General features: G+C 69.4%; 17 protein-coding genes. 2 read left to right on the top strand and 15 right to left on the bottom strand.

Annotated elements, in window-relative coordinates; all coding sequences use genetic code 11:
- Window positions 1-48 precede the first annotated feature (48 nt).
- The 10 genes from ACIOGX_RS34870 to ACIOGX_RS34825 form a co-directional block, all read right to left on the bottom strand.
- Entirely contained in the window at window positions 49-1,812 is a 1,764-nt protein-coding gene (locus ACIOGX_RS34870; protein ID WP_401918723.1) for an ABC transporter ATP-binding protein, read from the bottom strand.
- Window positions 1,809-2,906 (bottom strand): hypothetical protein, encoded by a 1,098-nt coding sequence (locus ACIOGX_RS34865; protein WP_401768931.1) that lies wholly within the window; start codon window positions 2,904-2,906, stop codon window positions 1,809-1,811. The genes ACIOGX_RS34870 and ACIOGX_RS34865 overlap by 4 nt, the downstream gene beginning before the upstream one ends.
- Window positions 2,906-3,964 carry a DUF1611 domain-containing protein gene (locus tag ACIOGX_RS34860; protein ID WP_356516712.1) on the bottom strand — a complete coding sequence of 353 codons (1,059 nt, stop codon included), beginning with the start codon at window positions 3,962-3,964 and terminating at the stop codon, window positions 2,906-2,908. The genes ACIOGX_RS34865 and ACIOGX_RS34860 overlap by 1 nt, the downstream gene beginning before the upstream one ends.
- A 279-nt stretch (window positions 3,965-4,243) precedes the next feature.
- A complete protein-coding gene (locus ACIOGX_RS34855) occupies window positions 4,244-5,599 on the bottom strand; it encodes a dicarboxylate/amino acid:cation symporter (protein WP_356516714.1) in 1,356 nt (451 codons plus the stop codon).
- A 470-nt stretch (window positions 5,600-6,069) separates the two neighbouring features.
- Entirely contained in the window at window positions 6,070-6,366 is a 297-nt protein-coding gene (locus tag ACIOGX_RS34850; RefSeq protein ID WP_240046055.1) for a DUF4229 domain-containing protein, read from the bottom strand.
- Window positions 6,367-6,438: 72 nt separating this feature from the next.
- Entirely contained in the window at window positions 6,439-6,969 is a 531-nt protein-coding gene (locus tag ACIOGX_RS34845) for a GNAT family N-acetyltransferase (RefSeq protein WP_356516716.1), read from the bottom strand.
- Window positions 6,970-7,027: 58 nt separating this feature from the next.
- On the bottom strand, window positions 7,028-8,206 hold the full coding sequence (gene mqnE / locus ACIOGX_RS34840; protein WP_356516718.1) for an aminofutalosine synthase MqnE: 1,179 nt from the start codon (window positions 8,204-8,206) through the stop codon (window positions 7,028-7,030).
- Window positions 8,207-8,279: 73 nt separating this feature from the next.
- The gene (locus ACIOGX_RS34835; protein ID WP_401918719.1) at window positions 8,280-9,260 is read right to left on the bottom strand and encodes a zinc-binding alcohol dehydrogenase family protein; all 981 of its coding nucleotides are present in this window, start codon (window positions 9,258-9,260) and stop codon (window positions 8,280-8,282) included.
- A gap of 147 nt (window positions 9,261-9,407) precedes the next feature.
- A complete protein-coding gene (locus tag ACIOGX_RS34830) occupies window positions 9,408-9,863 on the bottom strand; it encodes an Lrp/AsnC family transcriptional regulator (RefSeq protein WP_129773177.1) in 456 nt (151 codons plus the stop codon).
- 117 nt (window positions 9,864-9,980) lie between these two features.
- Complete coding sequence (locus ACIOGX_RS34825) at window positions 9,981-10,724, bottom strand: UbiX family flavin prenyltransferase (protein WP_401918717.1); 744 nt, start codon at window positions 10,722-10,724, stop codon at window positions 9,981-9,983.
- A 171-nt stretch (window positions 10,725-10,895) separates the two neighbouring features.
- Between ACIOGX_RS34825 and ACIOGX_RS34820 the strand changes: the two genes are divergently transcribed.
- Window positions 10,896-11,462, top strand: a complete 567-nt coding sequence (locus ACIOGX_RS34820; protein WP_401918715.1) for a rhomboid family intramembrane serine protease — start codon at window positions 10,896-10,898, stop codon at window positions 11,460-11,462.
- A 61-nt stretch (window positions 11,463-11,523) separates the two neighbouring features.
- Here ACIOGX_RS34820 and mqnP read toward each other — a convergent pair whose 3' ends face one another.
- Both mqnP and ACIOGX_RS34810 read right to left on the bottom strand, forming a co-directional pair.
- Window positions 11,524-12,426, bottom strand: a complete 903-nt coding sequence (mqnP, locus tag ACIOGX_RS34815) for a menaquinone biosynthesis prenyltransferase MqnP (protein WP_356516726.1) — start codon at window positions 12,424-12,426, stop codon at window positions 11,524-11,526.
- On the bottom strand, window positions 12,423-13,874 hold the full coding sequence (locus ACIOGX_RS34810; protein WP_356516728.1) for a menaquinone biosynthesis decarboxylase: 1,452 nt from the start codon (window positions 13,872-13,874) through the stop codon (window positions 12,423-12,425). Before ACIOGX_RS34810 ends, mqnP begins: the two co-directional genes overlap by 4 nt.
- A 298-nt stretch (window positions 13,875-14,172) precedes the next feature.
- On the opposite strand from ACIOGX_RS34810, the gene ACIOGX_RS34805 reads away from it, so the two are divergent.
- A complete protein-coding gene (locus ACIOGX_RS34805) occupies window positions 14,173-14,586 on the top strand; it encodes a PLD nuclease N-terminal domain-containing protein (RefSeq protein ID WP_401918712.1) in 414 nt (137 codons plus the stop codon).
- Between the two features lie 171 nt (window positions 14,587-14,757).
- Here the strand turns inward: ACIOGX_RS34805 and ccsB are convergent, their stop codons facing one another.
- Genes ccsB through ACIOGX_RS34790 form a run of 3 tightly spaced genes read right to left on the bottom strand, consistent with a single transcriptional unit; the run spans window position 14,758 to window position 18,462 of the window.
- Window positions 14,758-15,849 (bottom strand): c-type cytochrome biogenesis protein CcsB, encoded by a 1,092-nt coding sequence (gene ccsB / locus ACIOGX_RS34800; RefSeq protein ID WP_356516731.1) that lies wholly within the window; start codon window positions 15,847-15,849, stop codon window positions 14,758-14,760.
- A complete protein-coding gene (locus ACIOGX_RS34795) occupies window positions 15,846-17,720 on the bottom strand; it encodes a cytochrome c biogenesis protein ResB (RefSeq protein WP_401918710.1) in 1,875 nt (624 codons plus the stop codon). Before ACIOGX_RS34795 ends, ccsB begins: the two co-directional genes overlap by 4 nt.
- Window positions 17,721-17,724: 4 nt before the next feature.
- Window positions 17,725-18,462 carry a cytochrome c biogenesis CcdA family protein gene (locus ACIOGX_RS34790; protein ID WP_356516891.1) on the bottom strand — a complete coding sequence of 246 codons (738 nt, stop codon included), beginning with the start codon at window positions 18,460-18,462 and terminating at the stop codon, window positions 17,725-17,727.
- Window position 18,463: the final 1 nt, after the last annotated feature.

Genomic DNA, 18,463 nt, shown 5'->3' with positions numbered 1-18,463 from the left:
AGCTCCGACCGTGTCAGGAAGCTCCGGCCGTGTCAGGGGCCGGAGCCGTCAGGCGGCCCGCCGGGCCGACGCCGAGGCCGAGGCCGGACCGCGGCACGTGAGCAGAGTGCCGTCGTCGAGATGGAGGGTGCGGGTGGCGAGGCGGGTGAGCGCCGGCCGGTGGGTGGTCATGACCGCTGTTCTGCGCTCGACCAGGCGACCGAGCGCGCGGACGACGAGGTCTTCCGCGGCGTTGTCCAGTCCCGTGGTGGGTTCGTCGAGCAGCACGACGGGGGCGTCGGCGAGCAGGGCGCGGGCGATGCCGACGCGCTGGCGCTGGCCGCCGGAGAGCCCGGCGCCTCGGTCGGCGAGCCGGGTGCCCAGGCCATCGGGCAGGCGTTCGGTGAACTCGGTGACCAGGGCCGCCTCCGCCGCACGGGCGACCTCGTGCGGGCCGGCGTCGGGGCGGGCGTAGCGAATGTTGTCGGCGATGGTGCCGGAGAACAGGAACGTGTCCTGGAGCACGACGGCGATCTGGCGGTGCAGCCAGAGGGTGGGCATGTCGGTGAGGGGGAGTCCGTCGAGGAGCAGACGGCCGCGGGTCGGCGGGTAGAGCCCGGCGATGAGGGAGAGCACGGTGGATTTGCCGGAGCCGTTGGGTCCGAGCAGCGCGAGGTGTTCGCCGGGTTGGACCGTGAGGTCGAAGTGGTTCAGGACGGGGCCGCGGCCGTAGTCGAGGGTGATGTCGTGCAGATCGATTCGGCCGGTGGCGCGGTCCGGCAGGCGCCGGTGCGGCGTCGGGGGCGGGGGTGGCTGATCGAGGATGGCGGCGACGCGTTCCGCGGAGGCCGCGCCCTGGGGGAAGGTGATCGACAGGCGGGACATCGATCGCATGGGCTTGATCATGTCCTTGAGGTAGCTGGTCACCACGACCAGCAGCCCGACGCTCCACCAGTGGTTCACGACACCGAGGCCGCCCGCCCACAGCAGTGCCGCGGTGGCCACCGCGGCGGCGGCTTCGAGCAGGGGTGTGAATCGGGCCCGTAGTTCGACGCTGCGCAGGCCGGCGTCGAGGGTGGTGCTGTTGCTGGTGGCGAAATGTTCATCGTGCAGGTCCTGGCGGCCGAAGGCATGGATCGTACGGATGCCTTGGAGGGATTCGGTGACGAAGGCGGCGAGGTGCCCTTCGGCGGCACGCTGCCGCCGTTCCGTCTGGCGGGTCAACCGGGTGTAGCGGGCGGCCGTGAGGAATATCAGCGGGGCGCCCGCGATCGCGATCAGCCCCAGGCGCCAGTCGACGAAGAGGATGACGGTGGCGTAGCCCGAGAGGGCCAGCAGTCCGGGCAGGAGTGTGGAGAACAGATCGACCAGGGCGTCCTGGATCCGGCTGGTGTCGATCGCGACGCGGCTGGTCAGTTCCCCCGCGGCCTGCCGGTCGTGGTAGCTCATGGGGAGCCGCTGCATATGGGCGAAGACGTCCGTACGGATCGACGCGGTGATCTGCTCTCCCGCGCTGTTCATCACACGGTCGCCGAGGTAGTCGAACGCCCCGGAGGCGAGAGTGATCAGCAGCAGTGCGGCGGCGGCCACACTGAGCATGGCCAGCGGCGACGAGCCCACGATGCCCGTGAGCCAGGTCAGTGGGCCGTTGGTCCGGCCCTTGAGTACGTTGTCGATGACCAGCGCCAGCGGCCAGGGTGCCGCCAGGTCGGCGATCAGTTCCCCGATGCGCAGGCCCACGCCGAGCGTGAGCGTGCGCAGGTGCGGGCGCCCGTAGGAACGGAATCGCCACAGGTGCCGGAGCATTCCCACATCGTCGCGGCGGGACTTCATCTGCCCACCTCCCCGACCAGTTCGGCGCGGGCGGCGTCTTTGAGGGCCGTGTTGCTCGCGCCGGGGCGAACGCCGTGCTCGGCCATGGCGGTCAGCACCACCGGCGCGAGTTCCGGGTCGGCACGTGTGATCGCGGACAGCAGCCGGGAGAACTGGCGGCGCTCGTTCAGGGCGTCCTTGGTGAGCGGGGCGGCCTCGGCTCCGGCCGAGTCCATGCCGCGCAGCAGCGCCGCGTCGAAGCGGGCGGCGTCGGCGCCCGCGGCGGCGACCCGCTCACGGGCGGACCAGCATGCCGATGCCCACACGGTTCCGTCGGCGTGCGGATCCTGGTCCCGCCCGCCCACGAAGTGCGCCATTGTCCACCGGGGCTGTAGTTTGCGGCGCCGCGGGTCCCATTCGGCGATGGCTCCGCGGTGCCAGCCGTAGATGTCCGAGGTGCCCAGCAGGATGGCCGTGAGGACATCTGCCGTGCCCTCGTCCAGGGCGATCTTCAGGTTGGTCTGCTGCGCCGGAGGACGCAGCCGGTTGAGCCGGAAGTCCGCGGTGTGCCGGCACAGGTGATGGCCGACTTCGTGGCAGATGATCGCGGCGTTGTGCGCGGGGGCGAGGAAGTACCGGCTGTCGCCCGGTGCCGGGACGAATCCGGCGCCGCCCCCCAGATGGACCTCACCCGCGCGGCTGAGAGCGGCGGGCTCGTCCGTGAGCGACCCCCTGGGAAGCCGGTAGTGCCCTCCCCGCCAGCGGCGGGGCTGGTCGTGCATCCCGATTCTGACCAGCAGGCGAGGGAGAGGGTGGCCGAGCAGGGCGGCAGCGAACCGCAGGGCACGCTGGACGTGGAAGGCCGTGTTGGTCACGCCGAATGCGCGGGCCTGCCGGTCCGCGACGGCGTCAGCCAGGGGGCCGCCACCGGCCGCGGGTTCGAACATCAACGGAGAGCCGTCGAACAGCCGCCCGCCGCGCTCGTCACGGATCGTGGCCTCGGGCAGCACTATTTCGGCCGGCCGCAGCTCAAGGACGTCCAGGGCCGCTTCACGCAGCTGTCCGGGCCAGGGACGTCCGTCAGGGAGGTAGACGATCGCCGGTATCACGGGCATCAGCCCCGGACACGGGCATCGGCGACGGGTTCCGCCGTGGCGGCGGTCTGCCGGGCCGGTGCGCGCACCAGGTCGACGGCCGCGCCGTTCGCCAGCTGGGGCGGGGACAGGACCGGCAGTCCCGTGGCCGCGTGCGCTTCCTGGGAGGCAAGGGGGCTGGCGGTGACCAGGCCACTCACCATGCGGACCGGGACCCCCAGCCCTTGCAGGATCGTGACCCCGGCCACCGCGTCCAGCGCGTTGGCCGCCGCCAGTACGACGCCGTGGGCGAATCCGGGCAGGCGCTCCGCGAGCGCCCGTGTCTCGGACTGGAGCAGTCCGTCGGCGATCTCCAGGACGACCGCGTCCGCACCGTCGTCGACCAGTGCATCGCGGATGGAGATCATCGTGGTCCGCAGCCGCTCGACCGGGTAGCCGAACGTGGAGGACATACCGAAGTCGAGGAATTCGGCCACGGTACTGGCGCCCGCGTCGATGTACATCCAGCGGTCCTTGCCGCTGCCGGAACCGGTGACCTTGCCCGCACCGGCAGCCAGTCCGGCTCGCGTCCAGCCGCTCACCAGGGCCGACGCCGTCGTGGTCTTGCCCGCGTTCATCGACGAGCCGAGCACGACCAGAGTGCCCCACTCCGGCGCCGTGTGCGGTGACGGCGTGCGTGCGTAGTGTTCCAGCGACAGCGGCATCCCGGACCGGTCGTTCAGGGTGCCGATCACCTTCAGCTCGGTCGGTGGCAGCCGTCGCGTATGCGCCGAGGCGACCGTTCCCACAAGGCCGCCCGCCGTCAGCAGATGAACGTTGGGCCCGGTCGGCAGGTAACCCTCGTAGAAGTCCGTGGCGTACCGGTTGCCGTATGCACCCACCACGATGTCGCCCCAGTAGAGACGGACGCGCCGACCATGGACATCCTCCAGATGGTCGAGCTCGCCCAGGCGGGCCACAGTGGCGACCACGAGATCCCCGAGCTGTGGTGCGCGAACCGACCCACCGGGCGCGGTCGCGTCCCGGTCGTTGATTCTGCGCGTCACATAGCCCCACTTGGCCCCAGCGAAATCTCTCATCTCAGATCCCTCATCCGGTGCGGATCGGGCCCGTGGCGGCGCCCGAACGGGTGTCGTCCATTCGATTCGCTCATCCCATGATTAGTGCTCTCGCGATCGACCGCATTGTGGCCGGTGGCCCTGGCGGTGAACCCGGCCCGGTGAGGCGAAGGGCCCGGGGCGGCGGTCCGCGGGCGCGACGACCCGCCGTCCGGCAGCACGTCGCCCCCGGCCTCGACGGAGGACGGGGGCGATCGGAGTGTGCTTCGCGCGTGCGTGTGACGCGGCGACGCGGGTGGTTTACGCGGCGACCGGGACCTTTGCCCCGCGCGTCTCGTCCGCGCTGTCGTAGTCGTCCACCGGCGACGCCGAGGCCGAGTTGTACGCGTCGTGGTCGAGGATCTTCTCGCGCGCCGCGACGATGACCGGGACCAGCGCCTGGCCCGCGACGTTCGTGGCCGTACGCATCATGTCCAGGATCGGGTCGATCGCCATCAGCAGGCCCACGCCCTCCAGCGGGAGCCCCAGCGTGGAGAGGGTCAGCGTCAGCATGACGGTGGCGCCGGTGAGGCCCGCGGTGGCCGCGGAGCCGACGACCGAGACGAACGCGATCAGCAGATAGTCCTGGATGCCCAGCTGGACGTCGAAGATCTGCGCGATGAAGATCGCGGCGAGCGCCGGGTAGATCGCGGCGCAGCCGTCCATCTTGGTCGTCGCACCGAACGGTACGGCGAAGGAGGTGTACTCCTTCGGGACGCCGAGACGCTCGGTGACCTTCTGGGTGACCGGCATCGTGCCGACGGAGGAGCGGGAGACGAAGGCCAGCTGGATCGCGGGCCAGGCGCCCTTGTAGAACTGGATCGGGTTGACCTTGGCGACCGTGGCGAGCAGCAGCGGGTAGACGCCGAAGAGCACCAGCGCGCAGCCGATGTAGACGTCGGCGGTGAAGGTCGCGTACTTGCCGATGAGGTCCCAGCCGTAGTCGGCGATGGCGAAGCCGATGAGGCCGACCGTACCGATCGGGGCGAGCCGGATGACCCACCACAGGGCCTTCTGGAGCAGTTCCAGGACGGATTCGCTGAGGGTGAGGATCGGCTGGGCCTTGGGGCCGAGCTTGAGGGCCGCGATTCCGGCGACGGCGGCCATGAAGACGATCTGGAGCACGTTCAGCTCGGTGAACGGCGTGATCACGTCGGTCGGGACGATGCCGGTCAGGAAGTCGATCCAGGACCCGGAGCCCTCGGGTGCCTTGCCGTCCTTCGGGGTGAGGCCGGTGCCCGAGCCCGGGTTGGTGATCAGGCCGATCGCCAGGCCGATGGCGACCGCGATCAGCGAGGTGATCATGAACCAGAGCAGGGTACGGGAGGCCAGCCTGGCCGCGTTGTTGACCTTGCGCAGGTTGGTGATCGACACGAGTATCGCGAAGAAGACCAGCGGCGCCACGGCCAGCTTCAGCAGCTGGACGAAGATGCTGCCGATCTTGTCGAGGGTGGTGTAGAGCCAGCTGATGTCCTGGCTGCGGGCGAGCCAGCCGAGCAGCACACCGAGGACCAGACCGGCGACGATCTGCGCCCAGAACGGGATCTTGGGCAGAGGAGAGCCGGATCTGGTGTCAGCCGGCTTCTCGGGCGTGGTGGACGCGGAGTTCGCGGACACGAACACACTCCAGACATGACGTATCGGGGAGAGGGGTCATACGGGACAGGGGTGCGGCGCTCGTGCTTCGAAGGCTCGGGAGGACTCGAAAGAAGACTCAGGAGAATTCAGCAGGGGCGCCGCTGCATGATGCCGGGTCAGACCGCGCGGCAACAGACCGCGGACATACAGCGGCACAGGTCGACATGCAGGCGTGCCACGAGCGGGATGCCCAGGTGGCCGCGGTGACGCACTGCTGTCTTCATATCGAACACGTTAACACTTGAACTTTGAGAAGCTCAAAGCATTTCTTTGGGGTACGAAGCGCCGGAAAGACCACCCGAAGAGCCCCGGAAGGGCCCTGACATGGCTCTGGGAGGGCCCTGGAAACGCGGCACCCCAGCCCTGGAGGGACGGCTCCGGGGCTGGGGTGTGAGAAAGCTTACGTGGCGCTTATACGGCGCCCACGTCATAAGGGGACGGGCGTCGCCCTACTGGGTGACGCCGTCCTCCTGGGCGCGGTTCGCCTCCAGCCGCGACTTCGCGCTGTCGACCTTGCCCACGATCTGCGCGGACATCTCGTCGCGCTGCTTGCGCAGCAGGATGAAGCTGAGCGGCGCCGAGATCACGATCGCGAGCAGCAGCACCCACACGAAGTTGGAGTCGCCGAGCCCCTTGGGCAGGACTCCGAACTGGACCAGGCCGGCGACGACCACGAAGCAGCCGGCGAAGATGCCCAGACGCATCGCGGTGTACCGGATCGTGGCGCTCGTCTTCGAAGCGGTCACAGCGGGCCCTCTCTCTTCCTGGCGTACCGACGTCGCGGTATGTCCGAGTCCTACCAGTCAAGCACGGCGTGTTCAGTACCGGTTCAGCGGGAGCAGCATCGTGATGTCGTCGCGGTCGTCACCCGGGGCGACCCTGATCGCGTCCGGCACCCGCCCGACCTCCTTGTAGCCGCAGGAGGCGTAGAACCTGTCGACGCCCGTGCCCCCGCGACAGGTGAGCCGGATCGCCTCGATGGACTCGATCCCGCGGGCGGCGTCCGCCGCGGCGGCCATCAGGTCACGGCCGTACCCCTTGCCCTGGTGCCGCGGGTGGACCATCACGGTGTAGAGCCAGAGCCAGTGCCGCATCAGCCGGTGGGTGTTGAGCGCGAGGAACGCCGTCGCGGCGACGGCGCCCTCCTCGTCGTACCCGACCAGCAGTCTGACCCGGCCCTCGGCCATGGCCGCGAGGTGCTTGACCAGCTCCGGCCGTATGTCGTCCACCGTGACCGGCGGTACGAATCCGACGGCACCGCCCGCGTTGGAGACATCCGCCCAGAGCGCGAGAACACCGTCGCGCAGGGCGGGGTCCACCGCCGGATCCAGCTCGAATATGAGCGCCATCCCGTATGCCCTGTTCCGTATGCCCTGTTCCGTGTTTCTCCCCGGCCCGTGCGCCCGCTCAGACCCGCATGGGCTGCGGGGACTCGCGTCGGTCGGCGTCGGGGCCCGGGTACTCGCGGATGATCTCGTACCGGGTGTTCCGCTCGACGGGCCGGAAGCCCGCGTCGCGGATGAGGTCGAGCAGATCCTCGCGGCCGAGCTTGTTGGGCGTGCCGTAGTTGTCCGCGTCGTGCGTGATCTTGTACTCGACGACCGAGCCGTCCATGTCGTCCGCGCCGTGCTGGAGGGCGAGTTGGGCGGTCTGCACGCCGTGCATCACCCAGAACACCTTGACGTGCGGGACGTTGTCGAACAGCAGCCGGGAGACCGCGAAGGTCTTCAGTGCCTCGGCGCCCGTGGCCATGGTCGTGCGGGCCTGGAGGCGGTTGCGGACCTTGCCGTCCTTCATGTCCACGAAGTCGTGCTGGTAGCGCAGCGGGATGAAGACCTGGAAACCGCCGGTCTCGTCCTGGAGTTCACGCAGCCGCAGCACATGGTCGACGCGGTGCCGGGGCTCCTCGATGTGCCCGTACAGCATCGTCGCCGGGGTCTTGAGCCCCTTCTCGTGCGCGAGCCGGTGGATGCGCGACCAGTCCTCCCAGTGGGTGTTGTGGTCGACGATGTGCTGCCGGACCTCCCAGTCGAAGATCTCGGCGCCGCCACCGGTCAGCGACTCGAGACCGGCCTCGATCAGCTCGTCGAGGATCTCGGAGGCCGACAGGCCGGAGATCGTCTCGAAGTGGTGGATCTCGGTCGCGGTGAACGCCTTGAGGGAGACCTGCGGGAGGGCTTCCTTCAGCGCGCTGAGCGAGCGCGGGTAGTAGCGCCACGGCAGCGTCGGGTGGAGGCCGTTGACGATGTGCAGCTCGGTGAGGTTCTCGCCCTCCATCGCCTTGGCGAGGCGGACGGCCTCCTCGATGCGCATCGTGTACGCGTCCTTCTCGCCCGGCTTGCGCTGGAACGAGCAGTAGGCGCAGGAGGCGGTGCACACGTTCGTCATATTGAGATGACGGTTGACGTTGAAGTGGACGACGTCACCGTTCTTGCGGGTACGCACCTCATGGGCGAGACCGCCGAGCCAGGCCAGATCGTCCGACTCGTACAGCGCGATGCCGTCCTCGCGGGTCAGCCGCTCGCCGGCCCGGATCTTCGCCTCCAGCTCGCGCTTGAGACCCGCATCCTGAACAGATGCAGTCATCAGGCCGCCTCCCACTATCTCTGCTGTCTCTGCCGAAATGTCCGCCACAACGTGCCAGTCGAGACTACGCCCCTCACGGAACGAGAACGACGCGGCCCATGCTGACGCGCTGTTCGAGCAGGTCATGGGCGCGGGCGGCCTCGTCGAGCGGCACGCGTTCATGGATCACCGGCCGTACGGATCCGTCCCCGATCAGCCGGAACAGCAGCCGTACGCCCTCCTCCGCGAGCGCCGGGCTGTCGCGCAGCATGGTGGGCATGCTGAAGCCCGTCACCTGCCGCATGCCCAGCAGATCCATGACCGGGATGGCCGGCTGCTCGCTGTCGCCGCCGGACGCGCCGTAGAAGACGAGCCGTCCGTACGGCGCGAGGAGCCGGACGCCGTCGAGGAGCCGGGGGCCGCCGACGCCGTCGAGGATGACGTCCACACCCTCGGGTCCGGCGGCGTCACGGACCCGCGCGGGCCAGTCGGGGTCGGTGTAGTCGACGGCCGCGTCCGCGCCGAGCGCGCGGACGAAGTCCAGCTTGCGCGGTGACCCGGCGGTGGCGATGACCCGTTCCGCGCCCAGGGCACGGGCCGCCTGTACGGCGATATGACCGATCGCGCCCGCGCCCGCGTGCACCAGCACCGTCTCACCGGCGGCCACCCGCGCGGTCTGGAGCAGATGCACCGCGATCCGGCCGGTGGAGCCGAGCAGGGTGGCCTCCGCGAAACCGAGGCCGTCCGGCAGCGGCAGCACACGCGCGGCGGGGGCGGCGACGAACTCCGCATAGGCGTCACGGGCCTTCCATACGACCACCCGCTGTCCCGGTCCGATCCCGGTCACCCGGTCGCCGGTCCCGACCACGACGCCCGCGACATCCGTGGACGGGCAGTACGGGAGCGGCGGGGCGCCGAGCGGGAAGGTGCCGAGGCGGCGCTGTACGTCGGCGTGGTCGACACCGATGGCCTCCGCGCGGACGAGCACGTCCTCGGGGCCGAGGGCGGGCGGGTCGGCCTTCTCGGTCCGCAACACCCGGGACGGGCCGTACTCGTGGTGCCGGACGATACGCACAGTCGCTTCCTCTTCCTCTTCCTCTTCTTCCGCGCTTCCGGTTCCGCGCTTCCGCTTCTGTGCTTCCGGTGTCCGCGCTTCCGGTGTCTGTGCTTCCGGTGTCCGCGCTTCCGGTCCTGTGCTCCCGGCCGGACGGACCCGCCGGGGTCACATCTCCTCGGGCAACTCCCCCACCCGGTTCTCCCACTTGGTGGAGAGCACGATGGTGGTACGGGTCCGGGAGACGCCCTTCGTACCGCTCAGCCGGCCGATCGTCTTCTCCAGGCCGTCCACGTCGCTCGCGCGGACCTTCAGCATGTACGAGTCGTCGCCCGCGATGAACCAGCAGTCCTCGATCTCCCCGAGGTCGCGCATCCGGCGGGCCACGTCCTCGTGGTCGGCGGCGTCGGAGAGCGAGATCCCGATCAGCGCGGTGACGCCGAGGCCCAGTGAGGCCGAGTCGACCGTGGCGCGGTAGCCGGTGATGACGCCCGCCGCTTCGAGACGGTTGATGCGGTCGGTGACGCTGGGCCCGGAGAGCCCGACGAGCCTGCCGAGCTCGGCGTACGAGGCTCTGCCGTTCTCTCTGAGGGCCTGGATGAGCTGCCTATCCACGGCGTCCATATGCCTGAAGCCTTCCATTATTCAGCAATCCCACAAGATTATATATAGAATCTAAGGCATGCAGGGCTCAAACCCTACGAATATTTGATTCGGCGGCCTGTCCTCGTCCCGGTCGACCTAGTCGACGTGGTCGACCTGATCGACCTGGTCGTCACCGCGAGCGCCGCCCAGCTCCCCCTCCCAACGGCGGTACAGCCGGTGCGGCACCCCTGCCGCGTCCAGGACCCGCCCGGCGACGAAGTCCACCAGGTCCTGGATATGCGTCGCGCCCGCGTAGAACGCCGGAGAGGCGGGCAGCACCACGGCGCCCGCCTCGTCCAGGGTCACCAGATGTCTCAGCGTCTGGCCGTTGAGCGGCGTCTCCCGCAGGGCGACCACCAGCGTCCGCCGCTCCTTCAGCGTCACGCTCGCCGCGCGCTGGAGCAGATCCTTCGAGAGGCCGAGCGCCACCCCGGCCACACTCGCCGTGGACGCGGGCACGATCAGCATCCCCTTCACGGGGTACGAGCCCGAGGAGGGGCCTGCCGCCAGATCTCCGGCCGGCCAGTGCCGTACGTCGTCCGCGTCCGGGTCCCGGCTCAGCTTCACGTCGAAGGTGTCCGGCTTGCCGTCCGCGCCGCGCGCCAGCCAGGTGCGCAGATCGTCCCGCCAGCGCGCGTCCCTGAAGGCGATGCCCGTCTCGTCGAGCAGGGTGAGCCGCGACGCCCGGCTGACCACGAGATCGACGCGCTCGCCCGCGTCCAGCAGCCCGCGCAGCACGGCCGCGGCGTACGGCGTCCCCGACGCTCCCGAGACGCCGACGACCCAGGGCCGCCGGGGCTGTCGCGGGCTGTGCTGGTCTTCGTACGATCCGGGCTTCACGGATCCGAGCCTATCCGGCGGGCCGGGGCAGGAACCGATGACCGTACCCCGGACGTTCACGGGGCACAGAACCTCGGGAATGCGGACGAGCAGTGACCAGAGGGGGCCCCGATGCCGTATCCGACCGCCCGACCACCCGCGGGCCCGACCGCACGGAGCCGGACCTCACGGATGAAGCCGGCCGCGGCCGTCATGATCGGCTGGGTCGCGCTGCTCTGGGTGCTCGAAGCGGTGAACGGCCCGACCGGCTCGCTCAGTACGTACGGACTGAGCCCGCGTGACGTCGGTGAGCTGCGCGATGTGATCCCGATGGCCTTCCTGCACCACGGCTACGACCATCTCGTGTCCAACTCCGTGCCGCTGCTGATCCTCGGCTTCCTCGCCGCGCTGACCGGCCTGCGGCGGTTCGCCGCCGTCGTGTTCACGATCATGGTCGTCGGCGGCCTGGGCGTCTGGCTCACCGCCGCCGACCACACGGTCACGGCGGGCGCCTCCGGTGTGGTCTTCGGGCTGCTCGGCTATCTGCTGGTGCGGGGCTTCGTCGACCGCAACGCGGTGGACATCGTGACCGGTCTGCTGGTCCTCGCGTTCTACGGCTCGGCCCTGTGGGGCGTCCTGCCGACCAACTCGGCGGTCAGCTGGCAGGGCCATCTCTTCGGGCTGATCGGCGGGGTGCTGGCCGCGTTCCTGTTCCGCAGGCAGCCCCCGCTGAACGAGCGAATAACGGCCCGGGGCTGAGCGGCTGAGCGACTGAGCGGCTGAGCGGCTGAGCGCAGGACACCGGCCGGCACCGGCCGCCCTACAGCGTCAGGCCCCGCACCACGAGATCCAGCAGCGCGGCCACGAAAAGGGCTATCCCGATGAAGCCGTTCACGCTGAAGAACGCGCGGTTCAGCCGCGACAGATCGCCCGGCTTCACGATCGTGTGCTCGTACAGGAACGCCCCGGCGACGACGGCCAGCCCGGTCCAGAAGAACGCTCCGGCGTCCGTGGCCAGCGCGTACCAGACCAGCAGCGCCACGGTCACGGCGTGGCAGGCCCGCGCCCCGTACAGCGCCGCCGGGATGCCGAAGCGCGCCGGTACGGACAGCACGCCGTGCGCGCGGTCCGCCTGGACGTCCTGGCAGGCGAAGATCAGGTCGAAGCCGCCGATCCAGATACCGACCGCCAGCCCGAGGATCACCGCGTCCCACGACCAGCTGCCGGTGACCGCGAGCCACGCGCCGACCGGGCCTATGGCCTGGGCGAGGCCGAGGATGGCGTGCGGGAAGTTGGTGAACCTCTTCCCGTACGGATAGACGACCATCGGGATCACGGCGATGGGCGCGAGGGCGAGACAGAGCGGATTGAGCGCCGCCGCGGCCCCGAGGAAGATGACGACGGCCACGAGCGCGCCCGTCCACGCGGAGCGCACCGAGACCGCGCCCGTCACCAGCTCGCGCCCCGCCGTCCGCGGATTGCGCGCGTCGATCTCGCGGTCGATGATCCGGTTGCATGCCATCGCGAACGTACGGAGCCCGACCATCGCGATGGTGACCAGCAGCAGCCGGACCCAGTGGACGTTCCCGTCCAGCTGGAACATCGCGGTCAGCGCGGCGATATACGCGAACGGCAGCGCGAAGACCGAGTGCTCGATCATCACCAGCCGCAGAAAAGCCCTGGTCCTGCCCGGCTGCGGTACCGCCGCCGCTGCGCTCGTCACAGCCCGTACTCCCTCCACCGGCGGTCGACTTTCGCCGCCGTCTCCGGGTCGGACTCGACCATCTCCGGCCAGCCGCCGTCCCGGGTGTACCCCTCCTCGGGGAGCTTCCTCGTCGCGTCGATCCCCGCCTTGCCACCCCAGAACTGCTGGTAGGAGGAGTGGTCGAGATGGTCGACCGGGCCCTCGACGACGGTGAGGTCGCGCGCGTAGTCGGTGTTGCCCAGCGCCCGCCAGGACACCTCGTGCAGATCGTGCACATCGCAGTCCGCGTCGACGACCACGATCAGTTTGGTCAGCGACATCATGTGCGCGCCCCAGATCGCGTGCATCACCTTCTGGGCGTGCTTGGGGTACTTCTTGTCGATCGAGACGATCGCGCAGTTGTGGAAGCCGCCCGACTCGGGGAGGTGGTAGTCCACGATGTCCGGCACGATGATCTTCAGCAGCGGCAGGAAGAACCGTTCCGTCGCGCGCCCCAGCGGCCCGTCCTCCGTCGGCGGCCGGCCGACCACGATCGACTGGAGCAGTGGCCTCTTCCGCATCGTCACGCAGTCGATGGTGAGCGCCGGGAACGGCTCCCGCGGAGTGTAGAAACCGGTGTGGTCGCCGAACGGGCCCTCGGGCAGCATCCTGCCCGGTTCGAGCCAACCCTCGATGACGACCTCGGCGTTGGCGGGCACCTGGAGCGGGACGGTCTTGCAGTCGACCATCTCGATGCGCCGGCCCTGGACGAAGCCCGCGAAGAGGTACTCGTCGATGTCACCGGGCAGCGGGGCCGTCGAGGCGTACGTCACGGCGGGCGGACAGCCGAACGCGATCGCGACGGGCAGCCGTTCACCGCGCTTGGCGGCCACCTGGTAGTGGTTGCGGCTGTCCTTGTGGATCTGCCAGTGCATCCCGATGGTGCGCCGGTCATGGCGCTGGAGCCGGTAGAGACCGAGGTTGCGGACGCCGGTCTCGGGGTGCTTCGTGTGGGTGAGACCGAGGTTGAAGAAGGAGCCGCCGTCCTCGGGCCAGGTGAACAGCGCGGGCAGCTGGTCCAGATCGACGTCGTCGCCGGTGAGGACCACTTCCTGGACGGGCGCGTCCTTGATCTTCTTCGGCGGTACGTGCGCCACGGAGCTGAGCTTCCCGAACGCCTCGCGCACGCCGATGAAGCCCTGCGGCAGTTCGGGCTTGAGCAGTCCGCCGATCTTGTCGCTGATATCGCTGTACGCCTTGAGCCCCAGCGCCTTCAGCAGCCGGCGGTCCGTGCCGTACACATTCATGGCGAGGGGCATCGCCGAGCCGCGCACGTTCTCGAAGAGCAGCGCGGGCCCGCCCGCCTTGTTCACCCGGTCGACGATCTCCCCGACCTCCAGGTACGGATCGACTTCGGCCTTGATGCGCTTGAGGTCGCCCTCGCGCTCCAGCGCCCGGAGCAGCGAGCGGAGATCGTCGTAAGCCATGCGCTCCAGTGTGTCATCCTCCCCGGCGCGGTCCGCCGGGGGCTTACCGACCGGACAGGGCCTGCGTACGGACAGGACCGGCGTGCGGACGGGACCGGCGTGCGGACGGGACCGGCGTGCGGACGGGACCGGCGTGCGGCGGGAAGAGCCCTGTCCCACGAGAAGACCCCTTGACCGTCCGGGACCGGGTCTGATCGGTTACTCGTTACCCTGGTGCTGTCAGGGGGCCGCCGACCCGGTCTCGATCTCCACCACGATCTCCACCAAAAACTCGATCTCCACTAAAAAGGGGACCTCCATGCTTCGGGTGCTGATGCTTCTGGTGCCGTTGGCTCTCAGCATCTATGCCTTCATCGACTGCATCACCACCGATGAGAAGGAGATCCGGTACCTCCCCAAGCCCATCTGGGCGATTCTGGTGCTGCTCTTCCCTCTGGTCGGCTCCATCTCGTGGCTGATCGTGGGCCGGGAGCGGACGACGGCGGTGCGCCGTGGAGGCGGCTGGGTGGCGCCCGACGACAACCCGGAGTTCCTCAACTCCCTCAAGGACGAGAAGAACGTCAGGGACGTCAAGAACGCCAAGGACGTGGCGGGAAGCGACGAGGACTCCGCTCATCTCGCGCAGTGGGAAGCGGATCTGAGGCGCCGCGAGGAGGAGATCGAGCGGCGTGAGAAGGGCGGCGGCGCGGACGACACCCCGCCGAAGCCCTGACAGCCGCCCCTTCGGACGGACATACACCCATCGGACATGCGCACATACAGGGGCGCCCTACGCGGAGTCAATACCGCGGAGGGCGCCTCTTGATGTATCCGGTGTACGCGGGATGCACATGGCGTACGGAAGTTGTGTCCAGTGCCCCGGAGTTGCACCGGTGTACGCGCGTTACACCCCCGCGTACGAGTGCTTGCCCGTGACGAAGATGTTCACGCCGTAGTAGTTGAAGAGCCAGCAGCCGAAGGCGACCAGCGCCAGATAGGCGGCCTTGCGGCCCTTCCACCCGGCGGTGGCGCGGGCGTGCAGGTAACAGGCGTACGCGACCCAGGTGATGAAGGACCAGACCTCCTTGGGGTCCCAGCCCCAGTAGCGGCCCCAGGCGTCGCCGGCCCAGATCGCGCCCGCGATGATCGTGAACGTCCAGAGCGGGAAGACCGCCGCGTTGACGCGGTACGCGAACTTGTCGAGCGACGCCGAGGCCGGCAGCCGCTCCATCACCGAGGTGGCGAAGGCGCCGGGCTTGAGGCCGGCGGCGAGCTTCGACTCGTACCGCTCACGGAAGAGATAGAGCAGCGTGGCGACCGCGCCGACGTAGAAGACCGCGCCGCAGAAGATCGCCGTCGAGACATGGATCCAGAGCCAGTACGAGTGCAGCGCCGGAACCAGCTGGTCGCTGGCGGTGTACAGGACGGTGACCGCGAGCCCGAGATCGAGGAGGACCACGGTGACGAGCGGCAGTCCCATCCAGCGGACGTTCTTCCGCAGCGCCAGGAGCGCGAGATAGACACCGACGACCACGGTGGTGAAGGTGATGTTGAACTCGTACATGTTGCCCCACGGCGCCCGCTGCACGGACAGCGCGCGGGTGACCACCCCGGCCGCCTCGATGCCCCAGGCGAGGACCGTGAGCGAGACGGCGATCCGGCCGTACAGATCGCCCTGCGCGTCACCGCCGGCCGCGCCGGGGCCGTCGGGCAGGTCGCGGGTGCCGCTCGCGGAGCGGGTGATGACCTCGGGCCGCTCCAGGACGGCCGTGGAACCGCCTTCCCGCGCGGACCGTACCGTCACCGGCGCCGCCGCGGACTTCCGGTCGCCGCCGGTCAGCGCGGCGGCGGTCCTGGCGACCTTGCTGCGGCTGCCGAACAGCCACTCGGCCATGTACGCGAAGAAGGCCAGCAGGTAGACGGCCATGGCCGAATAGATCAGCACATTGCTGGTCTGTGCCAGGCTCTCATTGGTTGCTGTGGCGGCGAGATTCACTTCTCAGCCCCTTCAACAGTCTTTTCTGCGGGATCAGGCGCGCTGGGCGCCTCTGAATGGAGGGTGCCGGCCAGTTCGGCCAGTTCCTCGGGGAGCTTGGCGGACTCGCTGCGGCCGAGTCCCGCCATCTCGACGACGGTGACGCCGTCGGCGCCCCGTACCGCCCGGACCCAGACCCGGCGCCGCTGGATGAAGAGCGAGCCGGCCAGCCCCGCGATGGCGGCGATCGCACCGGCGAGGGCCCAGGAATCACCGGGCTGATGCGTGATCTGGAAGCTCGCCCACTCCTTGACCTCCTTCTCGAAGGTGATGGAGCCGGCGCCGTCGGGCAGCGTGAGCGAGTCGCCCGGCAGGAGGGTCTTCTTCAGGACATCGCCCTTGGCGTCCTTGAACGCCTTCATCTTGTCGGTGTTCAGCTGGTACACGTTCTGCGGCAGCCCGGAGTCGACCCCGAGACTGCCGTGGTACGCGCCGACGTTGAGCACCGGGAAGTCGAGCGCGGGGAACCGGGAGAACATCTGCCCCGAGCCCTTCCCGCCGTACGTCGGCACGAAGAACGCGGCGAAGCCCAGCTGGTCCTTCTTGCCGTTCTTGTCGCGGTAGCCGTCCATGACCTTGATGGCGCCCGTGGACGAGACGTTGTTGTCGATCGGCAGGAGGGGGACCGCGCCCCGGAAGACCTCCTTGCCGCGGCCGTCCTTGATGGTGACGACGGGGGCGTATCCGTGGGCGATGAGGTAGACCTTCGAGCCGTCGACGTCGAGGGGCTTGTTGACCTCGATGACGGCCTTCTTCTCCGGACCGGCCGGGTCGGTGGTGTAGCGGACGTCGGCCTTGAAGGTCCGGGGGGTGCCCAGTTGCGGCCCGCTGCGCTCGTACGTTCCCGTGAACGCGTCCAGGGTGAAGCTGAACGGCGCCAGCTCGTCCGTGTTGAAGAGGGAGCCGGACTTGAAGTCGTCGTACTGGGTGAGGGTGTTGGAGAAGCCGTCGCCCTCGACGATCAGCTTGCCGCCCTCGGACTTGAGGAGCTGCCCGCTCGCGAAGGCCACCAGCAGCACGATCAGCGCGATGTGGAAGGCGAGATTGCCCGCCTCACGGAGATAGCCCTTCTCGGCGGCGACCGCGTCCCCGACCGTATGGGCCCGGAAGCGGCGCCTCTTGAGGATCGCGAGCGCGGCCTCGCGGGCGGCCTCGGGCTCGGCCGTGGTGCGCCACGTCGCGTACGCGGGCATGCGGTCGAGGCGCTTGGGCGCGCCCGGCGGCAGGCTGCGCAGCTGGCCGACGAACTGCCAGGTGCGCGGGACGATACAGCCGATGAGGGAGATGAACAGCAGGATGTAGATCGCGGAGAACCACACCGAGCTGTAGACGTGGAAGAGCTGGAGGCTGTCGTAGATCGGCGCGAGCGTCTCGTGCCGCTCCTTGAAGTCCTGCACCTTCACTTCGTCGATGCCGGTCTGCGGGATCAGCGAGCCGGGGATGGAGCCGAGGGAGAGCAGGAAGAGGAGGATCAGCGCGACGCGCATGGAGGTGAGCTGGCGCCAGAACCAGCGGAGCCAGCCGACGATCCCGAGGGTGGGGCCGCCGATGACGGTGTCCTCGCGCTCCTCGCGGGGGGCGGTGGAGAGGGTGGACCCGGCGTCACCGAGTTCGCGCGCGTCGCGGGCGTCGGAGGCGGCGGAGGCAGCGCGGGCATCGGAGGCTTCGGAGGCGCCGCGGGCGTCGGAGGCTTCGGAGACGGCGCGGGCGTCGGAGGCGGTGCTCGCCGTGTCCGCCGCCGCCTGCGCGGCGGTGCCGCTGCCGCTGTCGTCGCCGGTCCCGGCCACGCTCGGGGTGCCGGTCCCGGTGTCGTTCATGGACGCCTTGCTCATGGAACTAGATCCCCACCGTGAAGCCGTTGGTCCAGGTCTGCATGGACTGCACGAGGCTGTCCCACGCGCCGGTCAGCAGCGCCAGACCCGTCAGGATCATCATCGCGCCGCCGATGCGCATCACCCATACGTAATGGCGCTTGATCCAGCCGAACGCCCCGAGCGCCTTGCGGAACGCCACCGCCGCGAGCACGAACGGCACTCCGAGACCGAGGCAGTACGCGACGGTCAGTATGGCCCCCCGGCCGGCGCTCGCCTGCTCGAACGCGAGGGCGTTCACCGCGGAGATGGTCGGCCCGAGGCAGGGCGTCCAGCCGATCCCGAAGAGGGCGCCGAGCAGCGGCGCGCCCGCCAGGCCGGTCACCGGGCGCTTGTGGAAGCGGAATTCGCGCTGGGTGAGCCAGGGCATCATCCCCATGAAGAACACGCCCATGACGATCATCAGGACGCCGAGCACCTTGGAGAGGATGGCGCGGTGCTCCTGGAGCGTCTCGCCCGCGAAGCCGAACAGCGCCCCGCCCGAGACGAAGACCGCGGTGAAGCCGACGACGAAGAGCGAGGCTCCGGCGACCATCCGGCCGCGTCTGGCCTCCGCCAGATCGGTGCCGCTGACGCCGGTGACATACGAGAGATAGCCGGGCACGAGCGGCAGCACGCACGGCGAGAAGAAGGAGATGAGCCCGCCCAGCAGGGCGATCGGCAGCGCGATCAGCAGCGCTCCGCTGTAGACCGTCTCATTCATG

It is taken from the genome of Streptomyces sp. NPDC088147 (assembly GCF_044741565.1).
Lineage (GTDB): Bacteria > Actinomycetota > Actinomycetes > Streptomycetales > Streptomycetaceae > Streptomyces.
Note: the sequence above shows the minus strand (reverse complement) of the source record. Positions and strands in the feature narration are given on the sequence as shown.

Coding starts and splice junctions, on each gene's coding strand:
- ACIOGX_RS34865 (WP_401768931.1), bottom strand. CDS start 2,906: ATGCCCGTGATACCGGCGATCGTCTACCTCCCTGACGGACGTCCCTGG.
- ACIOGX_RS34805 (WP_401918712.1), top strand. CDS start 14,173: ATGCTTCGGGTGCTGATGCTTCTGGTGCCGTTGGCTCTCAGCATCTAT.
- ACIOGX_RS34860 (WP_356516712.1), bottom strand. CDS start 3,964: ATGAGAGATTTCGCTGGGGCCAAGTGGGGCTATGTGACGCGCAGAATC.
- ACIOGX_RS34790 (WP_356516891.1), bottom strand. CDS start 18,462: ATGAATGAGACGGTCTACAGCGGAGCGCTGCTGATCGCGCTGCCGATC.
- ACIOGX_RS34810 (WP_356516728.1), bottom strand. CDS start 13,874: ATGGCTTACGACGATCTCCGCTCGCTGCTCCGGGCGCTGGAGCGCGAG.
- mqnE (WP_356516718.1), bottom strand. CDS start 8,206: ATGACTGCATCTGTTCAGGATGCGGGTCTCAAGCGCGAGCTGGAGGCG.
- ACIOGX_RS34845 (WP_356516716.1), bottom strand. CDS start 6,969: ATGGCGCTCATATTCGAGCTGGATCCGGCGGTGGACCCCGCCCTGCGC.
- ACIOGX_RS34820 (WP_401918715.1), top strand. CDS start 10,896: ATGAAGCCGGCCGCGGCCGTCATGATCGGCTGGGTCGCGCTGCTCTGG.
- ACIOGX_RS34830 (WP_129773177.1), bottom strand. CDS start 9,863: ATGGACGCCGTGGATAGGCAGCTCATCCAGGCCCTCAGAGAGAACGGC.
- ACIOGX_RS34795 (WP_401918710.1), bottom strand. CDS start 17,720: ATGAGCAAGGCGTCCATGAACGACACCGGGACCGGCACCCCGAGCGTG.
- ACIOGX_RS34870 (WP_401918723.1), bottom strand. CDS start 1,812: ATGAAGTCCCGCCGCGACGATGTGGGAATGCTCCGGCACCTGTGGCGA.